Genomic DNA, 20,241 nt, shown 5'->3' on the forward strand with positions numbered 1-20,241 from the left:
GTAATAGTCATGGCGTTGCTGATAGCTTAGCTTTATTACCCAGTTATTCAATAAGATGATTAATTAACTTGATAGCTATTATTCTCTGCTAGCCAAGCGCTTACTTGGGCAATTAAGACATTACTTTTTGCTTTTATTGCAATAGCTTTAGCTTGCTCGCCATAAGCTTTAGCTTGTTCTATCTGCTGTGCAGTCAGAGCTACTTGTGCTTGCGCGAGTAAAATAGCTACCTTATTAGTAGCAACACCATTTTGGTTCGCTATGGTGGTCGCTTGGCTGAAATAGTCTTGACCAAGTGTTTCTTTATCTTGGGCAAAGGCTATCAGCGCTAGCTCGATAAGAGCACGGGTTTGCCCATAGCTACCTTTGAACTCTTTATGGTATTGCATTGCCGCTGCCAATAGCGGAATTGCCTGCTGATATTGTTGCTGTAAGCGTCTTATCTTTGCTAATTCTTCAAGAGCGTAAGCGATAAACAAGGTATCTTGGTATTGCTCTGCTAGTGTTTTTGTTAACTGAATATAAAGCTCAGCTTCGGTTAAATCATCACTAGCTTGCGAGTCATTTTGATATCGATGAATAATTAAGACACCTATCATTAAATGACTGCGAATTTCCTCTCTGTGCATTTGCTTGTGTCGCGCTTGGGAAATATTTACTTTCATTAAGGTAATACCTTGTTCGATATCACCACTATTAATATAACTTGCCGCCAGATAGCGACGTGCGGCCAATAAGTCAGTGTTGCTTTGCAGTGCAGTAGCGAAAAAGGTACTAGCTTGCAGGTATTCTCTTTGTAAATAAAGTTCAATGCCACGTGCAAACGCTTCATTACTAAAATTGCTTATATAGGGTTGTGACGTTTTGATAGCATCTGGGTCAAAGCGCAGTGCTATTTTTTGTACTAATTGTTCTAAAGCTGTGGCAATATCAGCGGCTAAAATCACCCCTTGTTCAACGCGCTGGCCAAGGTAAAAGCTATAATCTAATTGAAAGTCTTGTGGATAACCACGCAGCCGAGTTTGTACTAATAAATCAACCTTTAACGCTTGGGCTAGTAGCGGTAACTTTTGAGAGTCAGAGTGTTGAAAATTTTCTTGATTAGCAAAGGGCAGTGACTGGAGTAACGCTACTCTTGGGATAAGTTGCAATTGACTACTTTTCTTTAAACCGGCAGATAAATAGTCCATGCCCTGTAAAGGCACCCAATCATGAATATCATCAGGCATATCATTAATGATCGGTAAGAAAGCGACAGTAAATTTGGCTGCTTTGGTACTTGAATTATTACTAGCTAAAGAATAAACAACTAGGCCGATGATGGCGAGCAAGAGCAGTGCTGCTATTTGTACTAACGATGCTCGGTTAACTGGTTTACCAAAGAAGGAGTATTGCTTGCTAATGTCGTTGAGTTCGGCTGTCCACTGATAGCCTTGGCGTGGATAGGTTTTAATTACATGGCTGCCAAGTAAGTCACGAATCTCTTTTATGGATTGTACTAATACTTGCTCTTGCACCACCACATCGTGCCAGACGCTGGCTAATATCTCTTGTTTACTGACTATTTTAGCTTTATGAGTGATTAAGTATTTAAGTACTAATAACGTTTTTGCTCGGATACTAATTGTCTGACCATCTTTAATCAACAGACCCGCAGTTAAGTTGAGCTCACTATCGTTAAAAATAAATCGCATAAAAGAACAGTTAAAGTTTAATTTAAGGAATAAGCAGCTATGTTGGCTTAATTTTACAGCGACTACAACTAAAGACTTGCTTTGCAGTTAACAGTCAATTAACGTGTTATCAGAAATAATTCTCAGTTGAATTCATATCATTAGAAGGAAGTTAATTCATGGAATATATCGTTGCAAACTTACTCACTAGCCCGTATTTATGGGTGACAATTGTTATTTTATACACGCTGAAAAAAGGCATTTACTTTGTGCCACAAAACCGTGGTTATGTTATTTATACCCTGGGAAAGTACACCAAAACCCTATCGGCGGGTTTAAATTTTCTTATTCCTTACGTGCAAACGGTAGCGGCTGATCGCAATTTAAAAGAGCAATCGTTAGAAATAGTCTCTCAGCCCGCCATCACCAAAGATAATATCACCTTGGATATAGACGGCATTTTGTTTATGAAAGTTACTGATGCTGCTGCGGCGACGAACAACATTACCGATTATAAAATGTCCGTTGTTCAACTTGCCATGACCACAATGCGTAATGCCATTGGTTCGATGGAATTAGATGAATGTTTCCAAAATCGTGATGCCATCAATGCTCAAATTTTAGGTGCGATGACTGAAGCGACAGCACCTTGGGGTGTAATGGTGACACGTTATGAAATTAAAGACATCACCCCGCCGCAAACTATACGTGAAGACATGGAAAAACAAATGACGGCAGAGCGAGAAAAACGATCAGTGATTTTAACCGCTGAAGGGGTTAAAACCTCCGCCATTACCGAAGCTGAAGGTTTAAAACAAGCTCGGGTACTTGATGCAGAAGCAGCAAAAGCGGAGCAAGTATTAGCCGCCGAAGCCACTAAAGAGTCACAAATTTTAGAAGCAACAGGTAAAGCGGAAGCGATACGCTTAGTTGCGGATGCTGATGCTAATGCCCTTGAGGTGGTTGGTAGTGCAGCTAATACTGCAGAAGGTAAAGCCGCAGTAACCTTGACCTTAGCGCAAGAGGCTATTAAGGCGCATCAAGCCATAGCAAATGAAAGTACTATTGTGCTAACTGATGGTAAAACAGGCGATAACATTGCCAATACGGTTGCCCAAGCGATTGCCGTCTCAAGTAGTTTGAAGCTTTAATACATGTCACTAATGAGTGGAAGTATTAGCGTTAAGGAATTATATTAATATGCAGACATTTTTAGAAAATCATCAACTTATCTGGTATGCCATCGCAGGCTTAAGCCTAGTGCTTGAGTTAGGTCTTATGGGCTTAAGTGGCCCGTTATTATTCTTCGCTATCGCCAGCGCTATCACCGGGGTGTTAATCAGTTTAGGACTTATTGACGGTTGGCAAAGTGAAATATTGGTGGTTGGGGTATTATCTGCTGTTATTACTTTGTTGCTGTGGAAGCCGTTAAAGAAGATGCAAAACTCACGCAGTAAAACCGACAATTCCAGCGATATGATAGGTTTGCAAGTACAGGTTAGTGACGATATCACTAAAGCTAGTGGTAGTATTCGTTACTCTGGCATTAATTGGCCGGCACGTTTAGCTGATGATGTTAATATTGAGCTGATTGAAAATAATAGCCAATGTACTATTGTTGCTATTACTGGTAACACTATGTTGGTTGCGCCAATTGACTAGCTCACCATCGTTTTAAGGTAACTTATTGGCATTGGTATTATTATAAACCAGTACGAATTTTATTATTCGTACTGGTTTTTTATTACCTAATCAGCCTTATAGGGATTGGTATTAATTATCTATAAATACGTTCAGCCCAGCGAGCTAACCCAGAGGTGACACTACCAAAATGATCACCAACAACGAGTGGGATGCCAGGCATTTGTTGCTGTAGAAATTCACTCAGTACTGGTGATTTTGCCGTCCCACCGGTGACAAAAATAACTTCCGGCTGACACTGGGCTTCTGCCACTGCCGAGGTCATCAACTGCGCTATATTGTCTAGTGTTCGCATGTTTGCTTGTTTTAACGTCGCTCGAGAAACACTTACCGCAAGTGAGTCATGAATATCATTTAAACAAATAGTTTGCTCTTCATGATCTGACAGTCCAATCTTAGCTTGCTCTGCGGCATTGACTAATTGATAACTGAGTTTATGGTCATGTACTGTGAGTAAGCGTGAGACAAGTTCACTCTCTTGCGCATCGCGGCTTAATAGCTCCATTTCTCGTCTATTCTTGGCACTGTAAAATTCAGTTTGTTCATTGATATTATTAATGGCCAATGCCTGCCTAAAGTTAGCGGTTGGCATAGGTTTACCGGTCTTTAATAAACTATTCATGCCTAAGCTTGGCATTATGCCTTGTAAGGCTAATTGAATATCAAAATCATTACCGGCAATGCGAACACCAGTATGTGCTAGCAGGTGTTCGTTGCGATTATCGTTATTGCTGAAATCAGGGCTCATCAATAACATTGAACAATCACTGGTGCCGCCACCAATATCTACCACTAATACTCGCGTCTCTTTAGTGAGTGAAGCCTCAAATTCAAAACCTGCGGCAACGGGTTCATACTGAAATTCAACATCTTTAAAACCTACTCGTTTTGCCGCATTCGTTAAGACATTAATTGCTTGTCGATTGCTTTCTTCGCCATGTAAACCTTGAAAATTAATCGGTCGACCGATAACTGTTTGTGTTACTTCTTTTTGCAATGTTTGCTCGGTGAGTTTTTTAACATTACTCATCATACAGGCGACAATATCTTCAAAAAATTGAATTTGTGTTTTCGCTAAACCACTGGCACCAAGAAATGATTTCGGTGATTTGATGTAGTAGCCTTCTTCTGGATCTTCAAGGTATTGTGTTAAAGCCATTTTACCAAAGAGTAACTCACTGGATATGCCATCAAATTTTAACTCACGTAGTGCTGATTGGCCTTTCTGTAGCTGATTTTTGCGCGCAGCGAGAAAGTCAGCGTGTTGTGTGCCAACTAATTGTTGCGAGAGCCAATTAGTAATTACATCGCGGCTTGGCGCGTATAGGTTTGAAGCAATGTATGACTCGTCACCTAATAACGGAATAATGTGGGGTTGGCCGTTGCGCATAGTGGCAACACCACAATTAGATGTACCGTAATCGAAACCTATCATCATTAATACCTAGAGAATGCCTGGGAGAAAAAGGTCGCGTAGCATACTCAGTAACTCAGGTAATCACAAGCATTAGTGGCTGAATTTTACTTTTTGTAGTGAAGTTAACAACTAAGCGGAAAAGCTAAAGCCAATCCTTTTATTGTGTTCGCTTTTAGGCGCAGTTAAAATAGCAAAAAATACTGGGAGAAATGGCTGATGAAATTAACTAAAACCAATCAAAAAATTGATAATAATGTCTGTAAAGCGTTAACGGCGGCATGTGAGTCTTCTTTACATGAAGTAGCAGGCTTTGTTTGGTTAACCCATAGAGCGAATTATACTAATTTTCCTGCCAGCTTAGTGATCACTTGTGTCTTTAATACTGATGAGGAAGTGGTTGCAATGAAAGCTCAGCAGCAAGATGAAGTATTGCGCTTGAGTATTCAAAAGCAATTATTAAAAGTGGGCGTAGTGGTTAAAAATATTAAACAGAGTGTGCATTTTGATAGTGAAGAGGCTTGTCAGAGACAACATCGTGGTGAATGGGCTGCTCGCTTAGCATTGAGTGTGGTGAAACAAAAACCAAATACTCGACGTGTTCATTAAAGTTAATAGCTAATTTAAACTTAATGCGGAGCCTAAGGTCTTGAATAACCTTAGGCCGAGCTGTTTTTTAGAAACTCTACTTACTCTCTTATTTTATAGACGAAATTGACCATCGCCAAAAAGACCACACATCTCTCTGTAGTTAACGTTTATATGTCTAATTAGAGCTCCGTAGGCATAAAGCTATACAGACGAACTTGGCCATCACCAAAGACAACAAATTTCTCTGTAGTTAACGCTTTTATGTCTAATAAGAGTTCCGTATGCATACTGCTTTAAGGTAGAACTTGGCCATCACCAAAGACAACAAATTTCTCAGTAGTTAACGCTTCTATGTCTAACAAGAGTTCCGTATGCATACAGCTTTACAGTCGAATTTGACCATCACCAAAGACAACAAATTTCTCTGTAGTTAATGCTTCTAAGCCCATCGGTCCGTATGCATGTAGTTTACTGGTAGAAATGCCTATTTCCGAGCCTAAGCCTAATTGGTTACCATCGGAGAAACGTGATGAAGCATTCACCATCACAACTGATGAATTTATTTGACGGATAAAGGCTTGAGCGCGTGAAATATCTTGGCTGATAATGACTTCGGTATGATCAGAGGTAAACTCATTGATATGGCTAATAGCCTTATCAAAGCTACTAACGACTCTAACGGCAATTTCTTGTGCTAAATACTCGGCTTGATAATCTTGCTCTGTTGCCAATTCAGCATGGGCAAAATAGCCAATACTATTTTTACAGGCATGCACTTTAACTTGCGCAGCATCTTCAAGCGCTTTCGCCGCTAAAGGCAAAAATTCGTCACAGATATCGCCATGTACTAAGACCGTTTCAAAGGCATTACAAGCACTGGGCTTTTGTGTCTTGCCATTCACCAAAATATCGACTGCTTTTGTTAAATCGGCATGTTTATCGATATATAAATGACAAACGCCTTTAAAATGTTGAATTACTGGGATACGACTATTTTCGCTAACATAACGGATAAGACCTTCGCCGCCACGAGGAATGACCAGATCAATGGTGTCACTTTGTTTTAATAATTGCTCAATAACACTGCGACTGGTATCAGGGACGACACTGACAATATTTTCATCGACATCATGCGCTATTAATACCTGATGTAAACAATGAGCGATTGCTAAGTTGGAGTGAATTGCTTCTGAGCCACCACGTAAAATTACCGCATTACCTGACTTTATACATAAAGCAGCAGCTTCGGCGGTTACATTAGGTCGAGCTTCGTAAATCATAGCAATAACGCCAAGTGGAATACGCATTTTACCGACTTGAATTCCATTTGGGCGTAATGATAGTTTATCAATATCTCCGACAGGATCGGCTAAGGCAACAATCTCACGAATAGCCGATGAAATTTCTTTAATACCTTGTTCGGTTAGCACCAGTCGATCGAGCATTGCTTGCGATAAACCTTTATCTCGACCGGCAGCAATATCTTTACTATTTTCATTAATAATAATGTCACTATTATTTTCAATAGCAGTGGCAAGGGCATTTAGCAGAGTGTTTTTTTCACTACTGTTAAGTTGTGCGGCAACTCTGCTGGCTGTTTTAGCCTTTTTTGCCATAGTGGCGATATTAAAGTCTGTCATCTGGCTACTCTTTGGAAGGTTGTTTAATACCAACGGGATAATTAATTAATCCCGTTGGTGTCAGTATTTTTCGATAAGTTTAATGTGGGTTATAGCCGCTTTATACATTTATTTATAAAGCTCTTTATAGAATAACCATATCATTGCGATGTACAACAACTTCACCATAGTCATGCCCTAAAATTGCGGTGATATCATTACTGTGTTTGCCCATAATTCTTTTCAAGTCATAGTGACTATATAAAGTTATGCCTTTGGCTATCACCACATTATTTTCTGCATCAATGAGATCGATAGCATCACCGGCCTTAAATCTATTAGTCACAGACTTAATACCTGCTGGTAATAAAGAAGCACCTTTGTTAACAACCGCATTTACGGCACCTGAGTCGAGTTTAATTTTACCGCGGCTTTTTAAGGTATGTTTGAGCCAATGCTTTTTCGCGGTAATAATTTCTTTATCTGCGACAAAACGAGTGCCTGGATTAACTTTTGCTAAAAGTGAGCTAAATACCTCACTTTTAGTACCGTTAATAATATAGGTATTGATACCGTGTTCAACGGCCTTTTCAGCGGCTTGGATTTTGGTTTTCATGCCACCGCTTGCTAAAGGGTTGCGACTTGTGCCAGCCATGGCATAAATTTCGTCAGTAATCTTATCAATATTAGGAATTAATACCGCATCGTCATTGATTTTTGGGTCTTTGGTAAAAACACCATCGATATCACTTAAGATGAATAAACTGTCAGCTTCACATGCTTGGGCAACAAGCGCGGCAATATTGTCATTATCGCCTATGGTGAGATCTTTGGTGGTGACAGTATCATTCTCATTAACGATAGGTAGTACCCCATTGGCTAATTGAATTCTAATAGTCTCTTGAATACTAATATAGCGCTCTCTATCGGCTAAATCATTTTGAGTAATGAGTATCTGGCTACAAGGAACATCAAAGAAGCGCTGCCAATTAGCCATCATTTGCATTTGGCCAACGCTGGCCATGGCTTTTTTAGTGGCAAGGGAAAGTTTTGGAGAGCCATGTTGAATGACCGTTCGGCCAGCTGCGACACCACCGGAGGAAACTAAAATGATCTCCTTACCTTGTTGGTGGCATTTAGTAATAAATTGTGCGATTGCTAAGAGGTATTGGCCGCTACAACCATCGCTAGTGGGTGCAACTAAGGCACTACCAACTTTGATTACAGCTCTATTAAAATTCATTTTATCTCCTTTATAATGCTTCCTTAAGTATGCAGTAAACTGAGTAAAAACTCAATTAGTAAAGGCGATTATGCATAATCATTCAGTATGTAAAGCATGCTTTTAGCTGTTTAATAAAGTATATGCAGGTAACCCTGTGTTTTACACACTTACTTTCATTAAAAAAGCGAAATTGAAGGCCTATAAAAAAAAAGCGATCGTTTTTCACCCATGCATTAATTTTGACTGAACGCGTTATATTAAAATGAATAGCTCGGTGAGGTGATAATAAAAAAATATAATTATTAGCTAAATCATGATTAAATAACGCAATCCGTGTCACTTATCCATTATTAGTAATTATCAATATATGCTAAATTTTTTACCCGCCAAATTGATCGGTTTTATTTCATTTTCCCTTTATATCCTTAATACGATATTTTGGCTCATGCCTATTTTAGTGTTTTCATTATTTAAAGCGTTAATTCCATTGCGTTTATCTAAACAAATTTTTAGTTACCTACTCGATTTGATGGCAAGTAATTGGGTTGCTACCAACAGTATTATTCAGAATATATTCACTAAAACCACCATTGTGGTGACCGGATTAGAAGAGCTTAAAATTAAGGACTGGTATTTGGTCTTAGCAAACCATCAAAGCTGGGTTGATATTGTCGTTTTACAACGAGCTTTACATGGCAAGATTCCGTTTTTAAAATTTTTCTTAAAAAGAGAACTGATTTATGTACCAATATTGGGCTTAGCTTGGTGGGCACTCGACTTCCCTTTTATGAAGCGCTATAGCCAAGCTTTTTTAAAGAAGAATCCGCATTTGCGTGGTAAAGATTTAGAAACAACCAAAAAAGCCTGTGCTAAGTTCAAGCACAAACCTGTTAGTGTGATGAATTTTATTGAAGGTACTCGCTTCAGCGATAAAAAGCATAAAAAACAAGGCTCACCATTTAACTATTTGTTGAAACCTAAATCAGGTGGTATGTCTTTTGTGCTTGATGCCATGGGTGAGCATTTAACTAAAATTGTTGATGTGACTATTTATTACCCTGATGGCATTCCTAATTTCAGTGATTTTGTCAGCGGACAAGTAGAAAGGGTGCATATTGAAGTGCATTCCTTTGATATTGCCAGTGAATTAGGGCATATCAATTTTTCAGATCGTAATGATAGAATTGCTTTTCAAAAATGGTTAACGCAATTTTGGCATGAGAAAGATGCCCGCCTTGAAAAAATTAGGCAGCAGTATGACGCTCAAAATATTAAATAAAACCTACGCTTATTAGTGCTGAACTAATTTACTTACCGAGAGCATGACAGGAGATATGTATGAATGAACTGATCAGTATTTGGTTGAGTGAACAAGGGCTTAGTGCTAAGTATTTAGCCAGTGCCGCCATCGCCATTGGTATCAGCTTGATATTTCTTCTTGCCGCGCTTAGTTATTACCTCGCTAAACATCAAGTATTAAACTTGATAAACAAGGTGATAATCAATAGCAAAAATACTTGGGATGATGCGTTGATGGAGCATGGCGTGCTCAATCGCATGACCTTGCTGTTACCCTTGGTGATAATCCTTTTTTTAACACCGCTCATTATAGAAGCTAGCAGTGTCGCTAATACCCTATTGATAGTATTAAGTAAGGTATTGTTAACTTTTCAAATATCTCGCTGTATTAGCGCTTTGTTAAATGTCAGTAAAAGCATATACCAAGAAAGTGCCAAACAACGCTTTTTACCGTTAAGTGCCATTATTCAAATCATTAAATTAGCGTTATATTTAGTGACCAGTATTATTATTATTTCGCTTATTATAGACCGCTCACCGGTGTATTTACTGAGTGGTTTAGGGGCTTTAACCGCGGTGTTATTATTGGTTTTTCAAGATACCATCAAAGGTTTGGTCGCCAGTATTCAAATCTCAGCAAACCGTATGGTGGTTGCCGGTGATTGGGTTGAATTACCTGAATATGGCGCCGATGGTGATGTATTGGAAATAGGCTTAAGTACGGTAAAAATAGAAAATTTTGATAAAACTATTACTACGGTACCCACTTACGCTTTGATAAGTGGCTCTTTCAAAAACTGGCGTAATATGTATAACACCGGAGCGCGCCGCATTAAGCGTACGATTATTATTGATATTGCCAGTATTGATTTTTACAGTGCCGAACAAATAAATCAGCTCACTAAGGCCAATTTACTACACGGTTACCTTAGTGATAAAAAGCAAGAACTGGCGAAAAGTGGACCAGGAAATAACAGTGAACTAGATAATGATGAAACTGCCCAAGCGCTGAGTTCTCTCAATAACCGACAATTGACTAATATCGGTACATTTCGCGCTTATATCACCAAATACCTACAACAAAATAGCCTTATCCGCGCTGACCTAACTTGTATGGTTAGACAGCTTACTGCGACGCAAGCGGGTTTGCCTTTGGAAATATACTGCTTTGCAAATACCACCAATTGGCTTGAGTATGAGGCAATTCAAGCCGATATTTTTGACCACCTATTTGCTATTGCACCGCAGTTCGATTTACGTATTTTTCAGCATCCAAGCGGTCATGATTGGCAAAATAAATCATAAAAAACTCATAAAAAATTAATAAAATAGAGTATTAAAATGAAATCAATTGAAGAGCAATTAGCACGCTATAAAAGTGTACATTTAAATCAAAAAAACATTAATACCCATTTTGTTGGTGTGCCCTTAATTGTTTTGGCCGTCACCTTGATGCTGAGTACTATTGGTTTTGAAATAAAAGTGGATGATGTCTTAAGCGCACCCTTCACCCTAGAGTTTACCTTAGCTATGGTGATTTTTGCGGTTATAGCTATTTATTATTTATTTTTACACCGACTATTAGCCTTGGGTATGCTGGTTTATATCGCAGTAAACTTGTTTGTCGCGCACTTATTTAGTGGTATTGATAACCTGTTTTATATGGCCATAGGTTTGTTTGTGATTGGCTGGATTATTCAATTTGTTGGTCATCATTATGAAAAAGCGAAACCGGCTTTTGTTGATGACTTGAGCCAGTTTCTTATTGGACCATTATTTTTAATGGCTGAAGTGTATTTTATGCTCGGGTTAGAGCCTGTATTAAAAGCTCACATTACTTCACTAGCAGTAGAAAAACGCAAAGCATTAGAACAGCAAAAACGCGCTAAATAGCCCGAACTACTGGCTTGAAAATTATGTGGCGATAAATTTTATAGCCACATACTTTATCGTTGTCTAATTACACCTTCTTGCATAGTTGAAGCAACGAGTTGTCCCTGGTGCTTTACCTTAATAATAAATATTTGTCCGCGCATTAAACCGCTACCTACCTTTGTCTAATTACGCCTTCTTGCATAGTTGAAGCGACTAATTTTCCCTGACGATCATATATTTGCCCTCGTACTAAGCCTCGGCCATTACTTGCTGACGGACTATCCATACAATAAAGTAACCAATCATCGAAGCGAAATGGACGATGAAACCACATGGCGTGATCTATGGTGGCTATTTGGAAGTTTGGTTGCCAATGACTGACGCCATGCGGCAATAACGCCGTCGGTAAAAAGTGAAAATCTGAGGTATAAGCCAACATATAGGTATGAATACCTAAGTCATCGGGTAAATCACCATTAGCTTTTATCCACATTTGACTGACAGAATTGGTTGGTTTTGGTTGCAGCCAGTTGTATTGCTGTACTGGACGCATATCAATAGGCTTTTCAGCTAAGAATTTTTCGCGCATTGTTTCGGGAATGTATTGCTGGTTGGCTTTAATATAGTCGGTAAATGATGGTAAATCTTCAGGAGCGGGCACATCAGGCATGGTATCTTGGTGATTAAAGCCGCCTTCGCTATGTTGAAAAGATGCGGTCATATAGAAGATGGCTTTGCCGTTTTGTATTGCTTGTACACGGCGAGTGCTGAAACTTGCGCCATCACGAATGACTTCTACTTCATAGACTACCGGCAGACTAGCATCACCGGCACGAAGAAAATAAGAATGCAGTGAATTGACCGAGCGATCAGCGGCAATGGTTTCTTGTGCTGCTGAGAGGGCTTGCCCCATGACTTGACCACCAAAGAGTGCTCGAAAGCCTAAATCTTGGCTTTGACCTCGATAGATACCTTGCTCAATGACTTCTAACTTTAATAACGCCGATAACTCATCCAAGACACGTGTCATGTTTTTTACCTTTATATTGCAGAAATACCGATTGGCATAAACGTTATACATAACGAAGTGACAACTTCTCAGTACAAACGGGTATAACTATTTGGCTAGACGCCAATTAATTCAAGGTTGTTAGTTTAATCGCTATTGATGTTATATGTAAAGTAGGTTAAATTTCATCCATAAGAAGAATAATAAAATAAATGAATAACAAAAATATAACATTTAAAAAATCATAATGGACTGGGATGGAGATTATGGCGTTAGCGATGCAAAGAGAAGATCTGCTAGAACGGCGACAACCAACGTCAGGCGACTTCGATAATTTATGGGAAGAGTTAACCTTAGCGCAGAAGTTTGCTGCTAGTAGTTTGACCCAATTTGGTTACAAACTTAACTTCATAAGAGACTTTTATGATACTCATATTGCAGTATTAAGCTGTAATGAAAATATTGCTGTGATTTCTAAAGGAGGAGAAATCAATACTCACCCAAATATCGATATTCGTCATTAAGCTATCGATAGCTAAGAAAAGCGCCTATTGGCGCTTTTTTTGTGTCTTTTTTCTGCTTTTTAAGGTTTTTCGACCATTAATAACGTAAAATAGCGGACATTATTGGTAAAAAAGTAATTGTATTTATGTCTCGTTCAAAAAAATCTAGAAAACCAGGTGGCGCACCTACAGCTAAACCTAAGTTAAGTAAGCAAGAATTAGCTACTGTTGAAAAACGCATCCGTAAATCCACGGGCAAGGTGGCGGGTAATCGCCAAAAAGAAGCAACACAAGAAAAAACAGATAACAATCAACAAAAGACGAACAAAGATCCTCGCCTAGGTAATAAAACCCCTATTGCTTTAGGTAAAATTGTCGCAAAAGTAGAAAAAGCTAAGCAAGTAAAAGCACAGCAAAGCAGTGAAAAGTCAGCCGGTATTGCCAGTATTCGTTATGTTGAAAATACGGATAATGAACAGCCAGCTAAAACAGAACTGTCTGCAGAGCAAGAGATAGATGCTATTGAGCAAGATGAAACATTGCAAAGTATTTTAGCTAAGCAAGAAGATGATATAGCCTTAACTGAGCAAGAAGTTGATTACTACAATGAGAAGATGGAACGTCATCAAGTATTATCAGCTGAATTAGGTCTCGATGATGAAGACGAAGCCAGTGAAAGCGATGAAGAAAAAGGTAGTGATAGCGAAGATGACTTATGGGATAAGTTGGATCGCCCAGACTTTTCAGATTTTGAAGAGAAATAGTAGCTTTAATGAGTGATCTTTGGCTTTATGTTTTGTTGCTTGCTGCTGTAATTGTCTTGGCTCTGGCTTTTTATGCCGGCAAGTTATTAAAACAAGTAGCACAGCAAAAAGAGCAACAACACCAAGCGCAAATAAAGCAGCAACAAGCATTAAATAAGCACGATAAAAAAGTACTTGATAGTGTGTTATTGATTACGCGCGCTATGCAGCAAGAGCAGTGTGAGTTTGATGAAGGCTGTTGGCGCTTATCTGTGTTGTTATCTTCATTGAAAACAATGACGGAAATGCCAGTGAAATTTCCTGGCATTTATGGCTTATACGATGCAATTAAAGATCTAGCCATACGTGATGCACGTAAAACACTAACGAAAAAAGAGCGGATGCGTGAAGACTATAAACGCATGACGGCTTTAAATAACATGCATGATAAAGTTGTTGCAGACTTAGATGGTCTTCATCAGTTCACTGCAGAGCAGCTCACTCGTTTAACTGCTTAATCACTCATTGATACCTCATTTATAGATTAGTGCCAATAGCTATATTCCTCGCTATTGGTATTCTTTTTTGCTCGCTTATTGCGCTTGATCAATAACCATACTTTTGAAAAGGATATAATATTTTCGATCGCTAAATAAAATGGTACGAAAATATGAAAGTAAGTGAATTCTTCGATAATAAACTATTAAATAAATATAACACCAGTGGACCAAGATACACCTCTTACCCAACGGCGTTAGAATTCCATGATGACTTTAAACATGATGATTTTATTAAAGCGATAGAAGACTCGCAAAATCGTGAATTGTCACTTTACGTGCATATTCCATTTTGTCACACGCTTTGTTATTACTGCGGTTGTAATAAAGTTATTACTCGCCATCGTGACAAAGCAGATACTTACCTTGAATATTTAGCCAAAGAGATTTCCCTTCAGGCGCCATTGTTTGAAGAATATACCGTTAAGCAATTACATTGGGGCGGTGGCACACCAAGCTTTTTAACACATCCACAAATCACTAAGCTGGTCTCTTTATTAAAAGAGAAATTCAATTTCTCTGATGATTTAGAAATGAGTATTGAAATAGATCCCCGTGAAATTGAGATGGACTTAGCGGAACACTTATATTCCTTAGGCTTTAATCGCTTAAGTTTAGGTGTGCAAGATCTTGATTTAAAAGTTCAACAAGCCATTAACCGTGTACAGTCAACTGAGTTTATTGGTAACTTTATTCAGCATGCTAAATCGGTTGGTTTTAAATCAATTAATATTGATTTGATTTATGGCTTACCACATCAAACTCTTGAGAACTTTACGAAAACTTTAGTGAAAGCACATGAGTGGGATGTTGATCGTATCTCGCTATTTAGCTATGCGCATATACCAAGTCGTTTTGCCGCACAACGTAAATTACGTGATGAATGGCTGCCTAATACTCAAGAAAAATTCGCCTTAATGAAGTTGGCTATAGAAACGCTTTGTGACTTTGGTTACGATTTTATTGGCATGGATCACTTTGCTAAACCTAATGATGAATTATCAGTAGCACAAAGTGATGGCACCTTGCATCGTAATTTCCAAGGTTACACTACCCGAGGTGGTTGTGATTTATTAGGCTTGGGTGTGTCATCAATCAGCTCTATTGGTAATAGCTTTAGCCAGAATATAAAAGACTTAAAAGAATATTATCAAGCAATTACCGAAAGGCAGCACGCGCAGATAAAAGGCGTAAGTTTAACTGAAGACGATATTTTACGTGGTGAAGTCATTCAAGAATTGATGTGTAACTTGTATCTAGATAAACAGCTGATTAGTGAAAAATTTAATATTGATTTTGATGAATATTTTGCTGAAGACTTACCACTATTGAATACATTTATTGATGATGGTTTAGTCGAAAATACTGCTAATCATATTAAAGTAGAGCAAAAAGCCCGTTTATTAATTCGTATTATTTGTATGAGCTTTGATGCTTATATGAAAAAGCATATTAATCAACAACGCTTCTCGCGGGTTATTTAATCCGCTAAATGTAATAGTAAGCGCTGAAGGTTGCGATAGCTTGTTGAGGATCTTTGTGAAGGGTAATTTGCAAAAGGTTATTATTGCAAGTTACTTACTGACGTTAATGACCCCGAACGTTGAAGTTCGGGGCTTAAGATTACTTTGATTACTTATCAAATTTATTGATCACATTAAGTTAGCGAAATAAGCCCATATTTCTATCACTAATGGCTTCTCGCCAACCACCTAACCATTGCGATTTTGCCTCAATATTTTGATAAGGACATTGGTCCTTAGCTTTGCCTCCTAGACCAGCTTGATAGCCATTAGAATGCGCTCTACCTAATTTATCTCTTTTTTGTCTTTTCATCTACTACACCTCATAAACACCTCGTAATTATCTTATAAATCAATTGATAATACCAATTCCAATAAGTTTCTTCCGACTCAGCGAGAGTTAAAAGGCTCAGAGGCAAGGCTTTGATTGTAGATAATGGTTATCCCCTTATCAAAATCAATAACGCAGCATGTAAGTCTTTTAAACTCGCCCTTCGGGAGTTTTCCAGCGATTCGATAACCGCACAGAATTTCTTTCATATAGAGTGACTATATGCAAAAAATTCTATTTGTTCTCAAACCGCTGGCAAACTCTGAGTGGGAACTAACTTAATGGACTTGGTATGACATATATAGAAACCTTAATTAGATAAAGATTTCTAATTACTAAATACTACAGAGTGGCCGATTTACTAATTTTGTCTTGTATTTAATTTTGCAGAGTTTTTTAAATCGACGGCTTATTTAAGAGGATTTTGGCAGGTGATGCAAGAGGGAAAAATAGAAATATAGTGTGCAAAAAAATGATTCTTAGTAAAAAAGATAACAGATTATTTTGAGCTTAAAAGTTTATTTGATAAAACAAATTGTTAGCAAGTTCTAATGATAATCGTTATTACTTGAGAGGTTAATCCGTTTGTTTTTTAGACAAAAATACTCTAAAGAAATTGCATGGACTATTTAGTATTAAATCGCCTGAGAGGAAATTAATGGCTGGATGTTTACTATGACTTAGTCAGCAGCAGTTAACTTTACTTAGTTTCGGCTGTAGCTGGATTTAAGCATTAACTTTCTAATAAAGGTTGCAGCATAGCTTCTAGACCATTGAGTTTAACCTCATACATTAAGGCCAGTTGTTGGCCTAATTTACCTTCAGGAAAACCTTTGCTATGAAACCAAACCAGATAAGGTTCAGGTAGCTGTAGCAGCTTTCTGCCAGCATATTTGCCAAAGGGCATGGTTTGATTAATGGCCGCAACTAATGTTTGTTGATCGTTTAGCAAAATGTTGTCCTCTACAGAGTTTGTCATATTTGTGACATGGTTAAGTCACAAAAGCTTCATTTGTACTCATTATACTGCTCCTAACTTAAAAGGTTAATAACTCAGTGTTAACCGGTTGAATAAAATTAGGGATGAAGATGTCAATTATTAGAAAACGAAGTGCGGCTCACAAAGCCTATTTGCCTGGTAATGTCCGCGATAATCAATATATCTTAGCCGAGTTTACTTTGACCGATGAAATGCTACAGCGCTTTTCTGGAAAATACAGCGATTTAAAACCACAGAAATATTATGATTTTTATCAGCAATTATCGACAATATTTTTTCAACTAACTGAGGACGTTGAGCTTAAGAACTGTCAATTCATTGCCAACGACAAATTAGCTCGGGTGCGTTTTAGTCAAGAGATGCACCAATGGCAAACAAATCAGCAGATTCTATTTTATTACAATCCAGAGAGTCACCAGCTTAAAAAATCGTTTTTTGATGGCAGTAAAAGAGCAAATAAAATTTGTTTACTCTTTTTGGCTACAGGCAGTGAAATTCGAGTGAATGCTGCCAGGTTTCATAGCAGAGTTAGTCAAGTGGTACAGAAATTCTGCGAAAAAATTCAGCTAGATAAAAGCGATATGCGCCTTAGAGATCATCAACATCTTACCTATGATTTATTTGCTAAAAATAAAGGCTGCACCACCACACAGCCTCATAAGTTACGTGAAATTAAAAAACGTTATGCTAGCCAAGATGTACAATTACCTACTTATCACAGCGCCATGAGTTATGCCGTAGTTACCTTGAATATTAGTAATAAGCTGTTGCAACAAGTTGAAATTGATAGTCACTCGCAAGATCCTTATAACCCTTTGTACACTTACTTAACTGACATTTTTACTATGGCAGCAAAGCACTACAATTTAAATAATGGTGCACTGATTGCTAACGGTTTAGTGCCTATTGTTCGCTATAGTATCCATGAGATAGTTTCCCGTGTCGGCGAGTTACAAATGTTGGGTTACAATCCCGAGCAAAGCCCATGCGGAATTATTAGTAAGTGGCGTGCTGGCGAGCTAGCGGATAGCATACATTTTATCTTTGTTGCCACCCCTGAGAATAATAGTGAATATGGCTTTGGTCAGTTTTTAAATCAAATAGAACAAGCGATGCAATTGATGGCGGTTGAGCTTGAAATTGAGCCGAGTAAAGAAGAGCTGATGGTTAGATTCCATCAACACATTGCTTATAATTTTTAACTGATCGCTTTAAGCAGACTGAGGTCGTTTTTGTAACTTGCGTTGCAAGGTTCTGCGGTGCATTGAAAGCTGTCTAGCGGTAGCAGAAATATTACCTTGGTTGACTTTTAACACTTGCTGAATATGTTGCCATTCAACTTGCTCGGCAGATAACGTTTTTTCGCTTTGATTATCTACTTCGATAGCTGAAGCTTTACTGCCCTTAAGGGTGGCAAGTAAAGTTTGGCTATCTACAGGTTTAGATAAATAGTCATCAGCGCCTAGCTTTATCGCTTCAACAGCGGTGGCAATGCTAGCAAAACCAGTCAGTAATACAATACGGCTTTTTGGTCGTAATTTACGTAATGGTGTGATGATCGACAGAGTGTTTTCATGAGCCAATTTCATATCCAGCAAAATATAATCGGGCGTGTGCCTATGGCAGGCGAGTAGTGCATCATTATTATTATCAACCTGCACACAATCAAAACCATGTTTGCTCAACCGTCTATTCAAAGTGTTGGCAAAAATAACATCATCTTCAACGATTAATAATTTGGACTTTGCTGTTGTCATTGCTCTTGTCCTAGTTAAGTGAGGCATGTCTCACTCCTTACTTGTTTATTGGAGGGTATTTCCTTTACTGCAATAGGTAAACTTAACGTCACTAGTGCGCCACCATCTTGATGGTTTGTTAAGGCTAACTTACCACCAAGGCGTTCTAAACTTGCATGACTTAAAAAAACGGCCATGCCAAAGCCTTGCTCACTGGTCACAGGTTTAACGCCTAAATCATTAAGCTTTTTCAAGGTGAAGCCTTTACCAAAGTCGCGAATAGTCAATTGCCAGTTATCTTCAATAATTTGGCTAGTGAGACTAAGTGCATTGCTGTTATTGGCTTTGCTGGCTCTAATGGCATTATTGATTAAATTGATAATTGCGGGTAATAAAGCGGCATCAGCGTTAATAGCGACCGCTTTCGTCGAGTCTTGGTCATTTTTTTTGCGTAATTGTAAGTTTATTTCTGGGTTATTTACCCGTACGCTATCAGTTATGTCATCGAATAAATCTAGGCAATTTATAGACTTAATAACTTGTTCTTTTATATCAAAAACCATAGCGCGAAAATCGTTTAAGCTATTTCGGCAGCGAGCCAGTTGGCTTTGCATCTCAATAACAATGTTATTGTCAGGTAAGTCTTCACTTAATTCATCGGCCAGTAGTTGTACCGTTGCTATAGGTGTTGCTAATTGATGAGTTACTTGTGCTGAAGCAACCCCGAGTGCAGTCACTTGTTCTTGTTTTAATAAGTTTTCACGGTAAGCGGCTATGGCAAGCTCTTGCTGATTAATACTGCGCGCCATTTTCCCGACCACAATGGCAACCACCATGGTCGAGAATAAAAAATTGATGCCCATACCAATAAAGTGACCTTGCATATTGCCGTGCATCACACTCATAGGTAATGACCATAATAAAATGCTGTAAGAAGCGATAGCTAAAGAGGCGACTACCGCGAGTAATAGCGGCGTTAAGGTAACAGCGGCAATAGCGATGGGAATAAGTAATAGGGAGACAAAAGCATTGGTTGCCCCGCCACTAAAAAACAGCAAGAGTGACAGAAAAATAATATCAGCACATATTTGCACCAAAATAGCTTTTTGACTGGCTTTCTTTTCGTTTAAAGGATAGTGGCGATAATAAAGAGTACTGCTTAGCGTGAAAAGTATCTCTAAACTAATAACACTTACCAATGGCATCCAAGGTAGTTGATACGCTAAGGCCAAATTGACAAAGAGAATTAACAGTAATTGGATGGCAATGGCGACACTGCGCAGCGCAATAATGACCTGTATCTGGCTGGCTCTTTTGAAAAATTGTGGCATATATTTCTTACTGACTTAATATGAGTATAATAATGATATTGACGAAAATTAACGATGACATTTTAGCCTACTTATCAATATAAAGGCTGAGGTAAATCATAAAAAACATTG

Annotated in this window: 20 protein-coding genes; 11 read left to right on the plus strand and 9 right to left on the minus strand. The window is 38.3% G+C overall.

All coding sequences use genetic code 11. The features are described 5' to 3' along the window. Positions 1-59: 59 nt before the first annotated feature. Positions 60-1,694, minus strand: coding sequence for a winged helix-turn-helix domain-containing protein (locus HRT55_RS04295; RefSeq protein WP_291619182.1), 1,635 nt, complete (start codon positions 1,692-1,694; stop codon positions 60-62). A 158-nt stretch (positions 1,695-1,852) separates the two neighbouring features. Between HRT55_RS04295 and HRT55_RS04300 the strand changes: the two genes are divergently transcribed. Both HRT55_RS04300 and HRT55_RS04305 read left to right on the plus strand, forming a co-directional pair. Beyond that, complete coding sequence (locus HRT55_RS04300; RefSeq protein WP_291619183.1) at positions 1,853-2,824, plus strand: SPFH domain-containing protein; 972 nt, start codon at positions 1,853-1,855, stop codon at positions 2,822-2,824. Positions 2,825-2,873: 49 nt separating this feature from the next. Next, positions 2,874-3,335, plus strand: a complete 462-nt coding sequence (locus tag HRT55_RS04305; protein WP_291619184.1) for an NfeD family protein — start codon at positions 2,874-2,876, stop codon at positions 3,333-3,335. Between the two features lie 115 nt (positions 3,336-3,450). Here the strand turns inward: HRT55_RS04305 and yegD are convergent, their stop codons facing one another. Further along, a complete protein-coding gene (yegD, locus tag HRT55_RS04310; RefSeq protein ID WP_291619185.1) occupies positions 3,451-4,812 on the minus strand; it encodes a molecular chaperone in 1,362 nt (453 codons plus the stop codon). 195 nt (positions 4,813-5,007) lie between these two features. Between yegD and HRT55_RS04315 the strand changes: the two genes are divergently transcribed. Then, on the plus strand, positions 5,008-5,397 hold the full coding sequence (locus tag HRT55_RS04315) for a Fis family transcriptional regulator (protein ID WP_291619186.1): 390 nt from the start codon (positions 5,008-5,010) through the stop codon (positions 5,395-5,397). 365 nt (positions 5,398-5,762) lie between these two features. On the opposite strand, the gene HRT55_RS04320 is transcribed toward HRT55_RS04315, so the two are convergent. Then, a complete protein-coding gene (locus HRT55_RS04320) occupies positions 5,763-7,019 on the minus strand; it encodes a glutamate-5-semialdehyde dehydrogenase (protein WP_291619187.1) in 1,257 nt (418 codons plus the stop codon). 124 nt (positions 7,020-7,143) lie between these two features. Continuing rightward, the gene (gene proB / locus HRT55_RS04325; RefSeq protein WP_291619188.1) at positions 7,144-8,241 is read right to left on the minus strand and encodes a glutamate 5-kinase; all 1,098 of its coding nucleotides are present in this window, start codon (positions 8,239-8,241) and stop codon (positions 7,144-7,146) included. A gap of 349 nt (positions 8,242-8,590) precedes the next feature. Between proB and HRT55_RS04330 the strand changes: the two genes are divergently transcribed. From HRT55_RS04330 to HRT55_RS04340, 3 genes are read left to right on the plus strand one after another with little or no spacing between them, the layout of a single operon-like run. Next, entirely contained in the window at positions 8,591-9,502 is a 912-nt protein-coding gene (locus tag HRT55_RS04330) for an acyltransferase (protein ID WP_291619189.1), read from the plus strand. A 59-nt stretch (positions 9,503-9,561) separates the two neighbouring features. Beyond that, positions 9,562-10,827, plus strand: a complete 1,266-nt coding sequence (locus HRT55_RS04335) for a mechanosensitive ion channel family protein (RefSeq protein ID WP_291619190.1) — start codon at positions 9,562-9,564, stop codon at positions 10,825-10,827. Between the two features lie 36 nt (positions 10,828-10,863). Continuing rightward, entirely contained in the window at positions 10,864-11,415 is a 552-nt protein-coding gene (locus tag HRT55_RS04340) for a DUF962 domain-containing protein (RefSeq protein WP_291619191.1), read from the plus strand. Positions 11,416-11,569: 154 nt separating this feature from the next. Here the strand turns inward: HRT55_RS04340 and tesB are convergent, their stop codons facing one another. After that, on the minus strand, positions 11,570-12,427 hold the full coding sequence (gene tesB, locus HRT55_RS04345) for an acyl-CoA thioesterase II (protein WP_291619192.1): 858 nt from the start codon (positions 12,425-12,427) through the stop codon (positions 11,570-11,572). A gap of 245 nt (positions 12,428-12,672) precedes the next feature. Here tesB and HRT55_RS04350 point away from each other — a divergent pair, with 245 nt between their 5' ends. The 4 genes from HRT55_RS04350 to hemN all read left to right on the plus strand — a co-directional run bounded on the left by HRT55_RS04350 (position 12,673) and on the right by hemN (position 15,693). Then, entirely contained in the window at positions 12,673-12,930 is a 258-nt protein-coding gene (locus HRT55_RS04350) for a hypothetical protein (RefSeq protein ID WP_291619193.1), read from the plus strand. Positions 12,931-13,055: 125 nt separating this feature from the next. Then, positions 13,056-13,673 carry a Der GTPase-activating protein YihI gene (yihI, locus tag HRT55_RS04355; RefSeq protein ID WP_291619194.1) on the plus strand — a complete coding sequence of 206 codons (618 nt, stop codon included), beginning with the start codon at positions 13,056-13,058 and terminating at the stop codon, positions 13,671-13,673. Between the two features lie 8 nt (positions 13,674-13,681). Next, positions 13,682-14,170 carry a DUF2489 domain-containing protein gene (locus HRT55_RS04360; RefSeq protein ID WP_291619195.1) on the plus strand — a complete coding sequence of 163 codons (489 nt, stop codon included), beginning with the start codon at positions 13,682-13,684 and terminating at the stop codon, positions 14,168-14,170. Between the two features lie 152 nt (positions 14,171-14,322). Next, positions 14,323-15,693, plus strand: coding sequence for an oxygen-independent coproporphyrinogen III oxidase (gene hemN, locus HRT55_RS04365; RefSeq protein ID WP_291619196.1), 1,371 nt, complete (start codon positions 14,323-14,325; stop codon positions 15,691-15,693). A gap of 178 nt (positions 15,694-15,871) precedes the next feature. Here hemN and rmf read toward each other — a convergent pair whose 3' ends face one another. Beyond that, positions 15,872-16,045 carry a ribosome modulation factor gene (gene rmf, locus HRT55_RS04370; protein WP_291619197.1) on the minus strand — a complete coding sequence of 58 codons (174 nt, stop codon included), beginning with the start codon at positions 16,043-16,045 and terminating at the stop codon, positions 15,872-15,874. Positions 16,046-16,796: 751 nt separating this feature from the next. Beyond that, complete coding sequence (locus tag HRT55_RS04375; RefSeq protein WP_231562049.1) at positions 16,797-16,970, minus strand: DUF3820 family protein; 174 nt, start codon at positions 16,968-16,970, stop codon at positions 16,797-16,799. Positions 16,971-17,152: 182 nt separating this feature from the next. On the opposite strand from HRT55_RS04375, the gene HRT55_RS04380 reads away from it, so the two are divergent. After that, on the plus strand, positions 17,153-18,265 hold the full coding sequence (locus tag HRT55_RS04380; RefSeq protein ID WP_291619198.1) for a DUF3083 family protein: 1,113 nt from the start codon (positions 17,153-17,155) through the stop codon (positions 18,263-18,265). Positions 18,266-18,274: 9 nt separating this feature from the next. On the opposite strand, the gene HRT55_RS04385 is transcribed toward HRT55_RS04380, so the two are convergent. After that, entirely contained in the window at positions 18,275-18,847 is a 573-nt protein-coding gene (locus HRT55_RS04385; RefSeq protein WP_291619199.1) for a response regulator, read from the minus strand. Then, on the minus strand, positions 18,835-20,130 hold the full coding sequence (locus tag HRT55_RS04390) for a HAMP domain-containing sensor histidine kinase (protein WP_291619200.1): 1,296 nt from the start codon (positions 20,128-20,130) through the stop codon (positions 18,835-18,837). The genes HRT55_RS04385 and HRT55_RS04390 overlap by 13 nt, the downstream gene beginning before the upstream one ends. Between the last annotated feature and the right edge of the window lie 111 nt (positions 20,131-20,241).

Source organism: Colwellia sp. (assembly GCF_013214175.1).
Lineage (GTDB): Bacteria > Pseudomonadota > Gammaproteobacteria > Enterobacterales > Alteromonadaceae > Colwellia.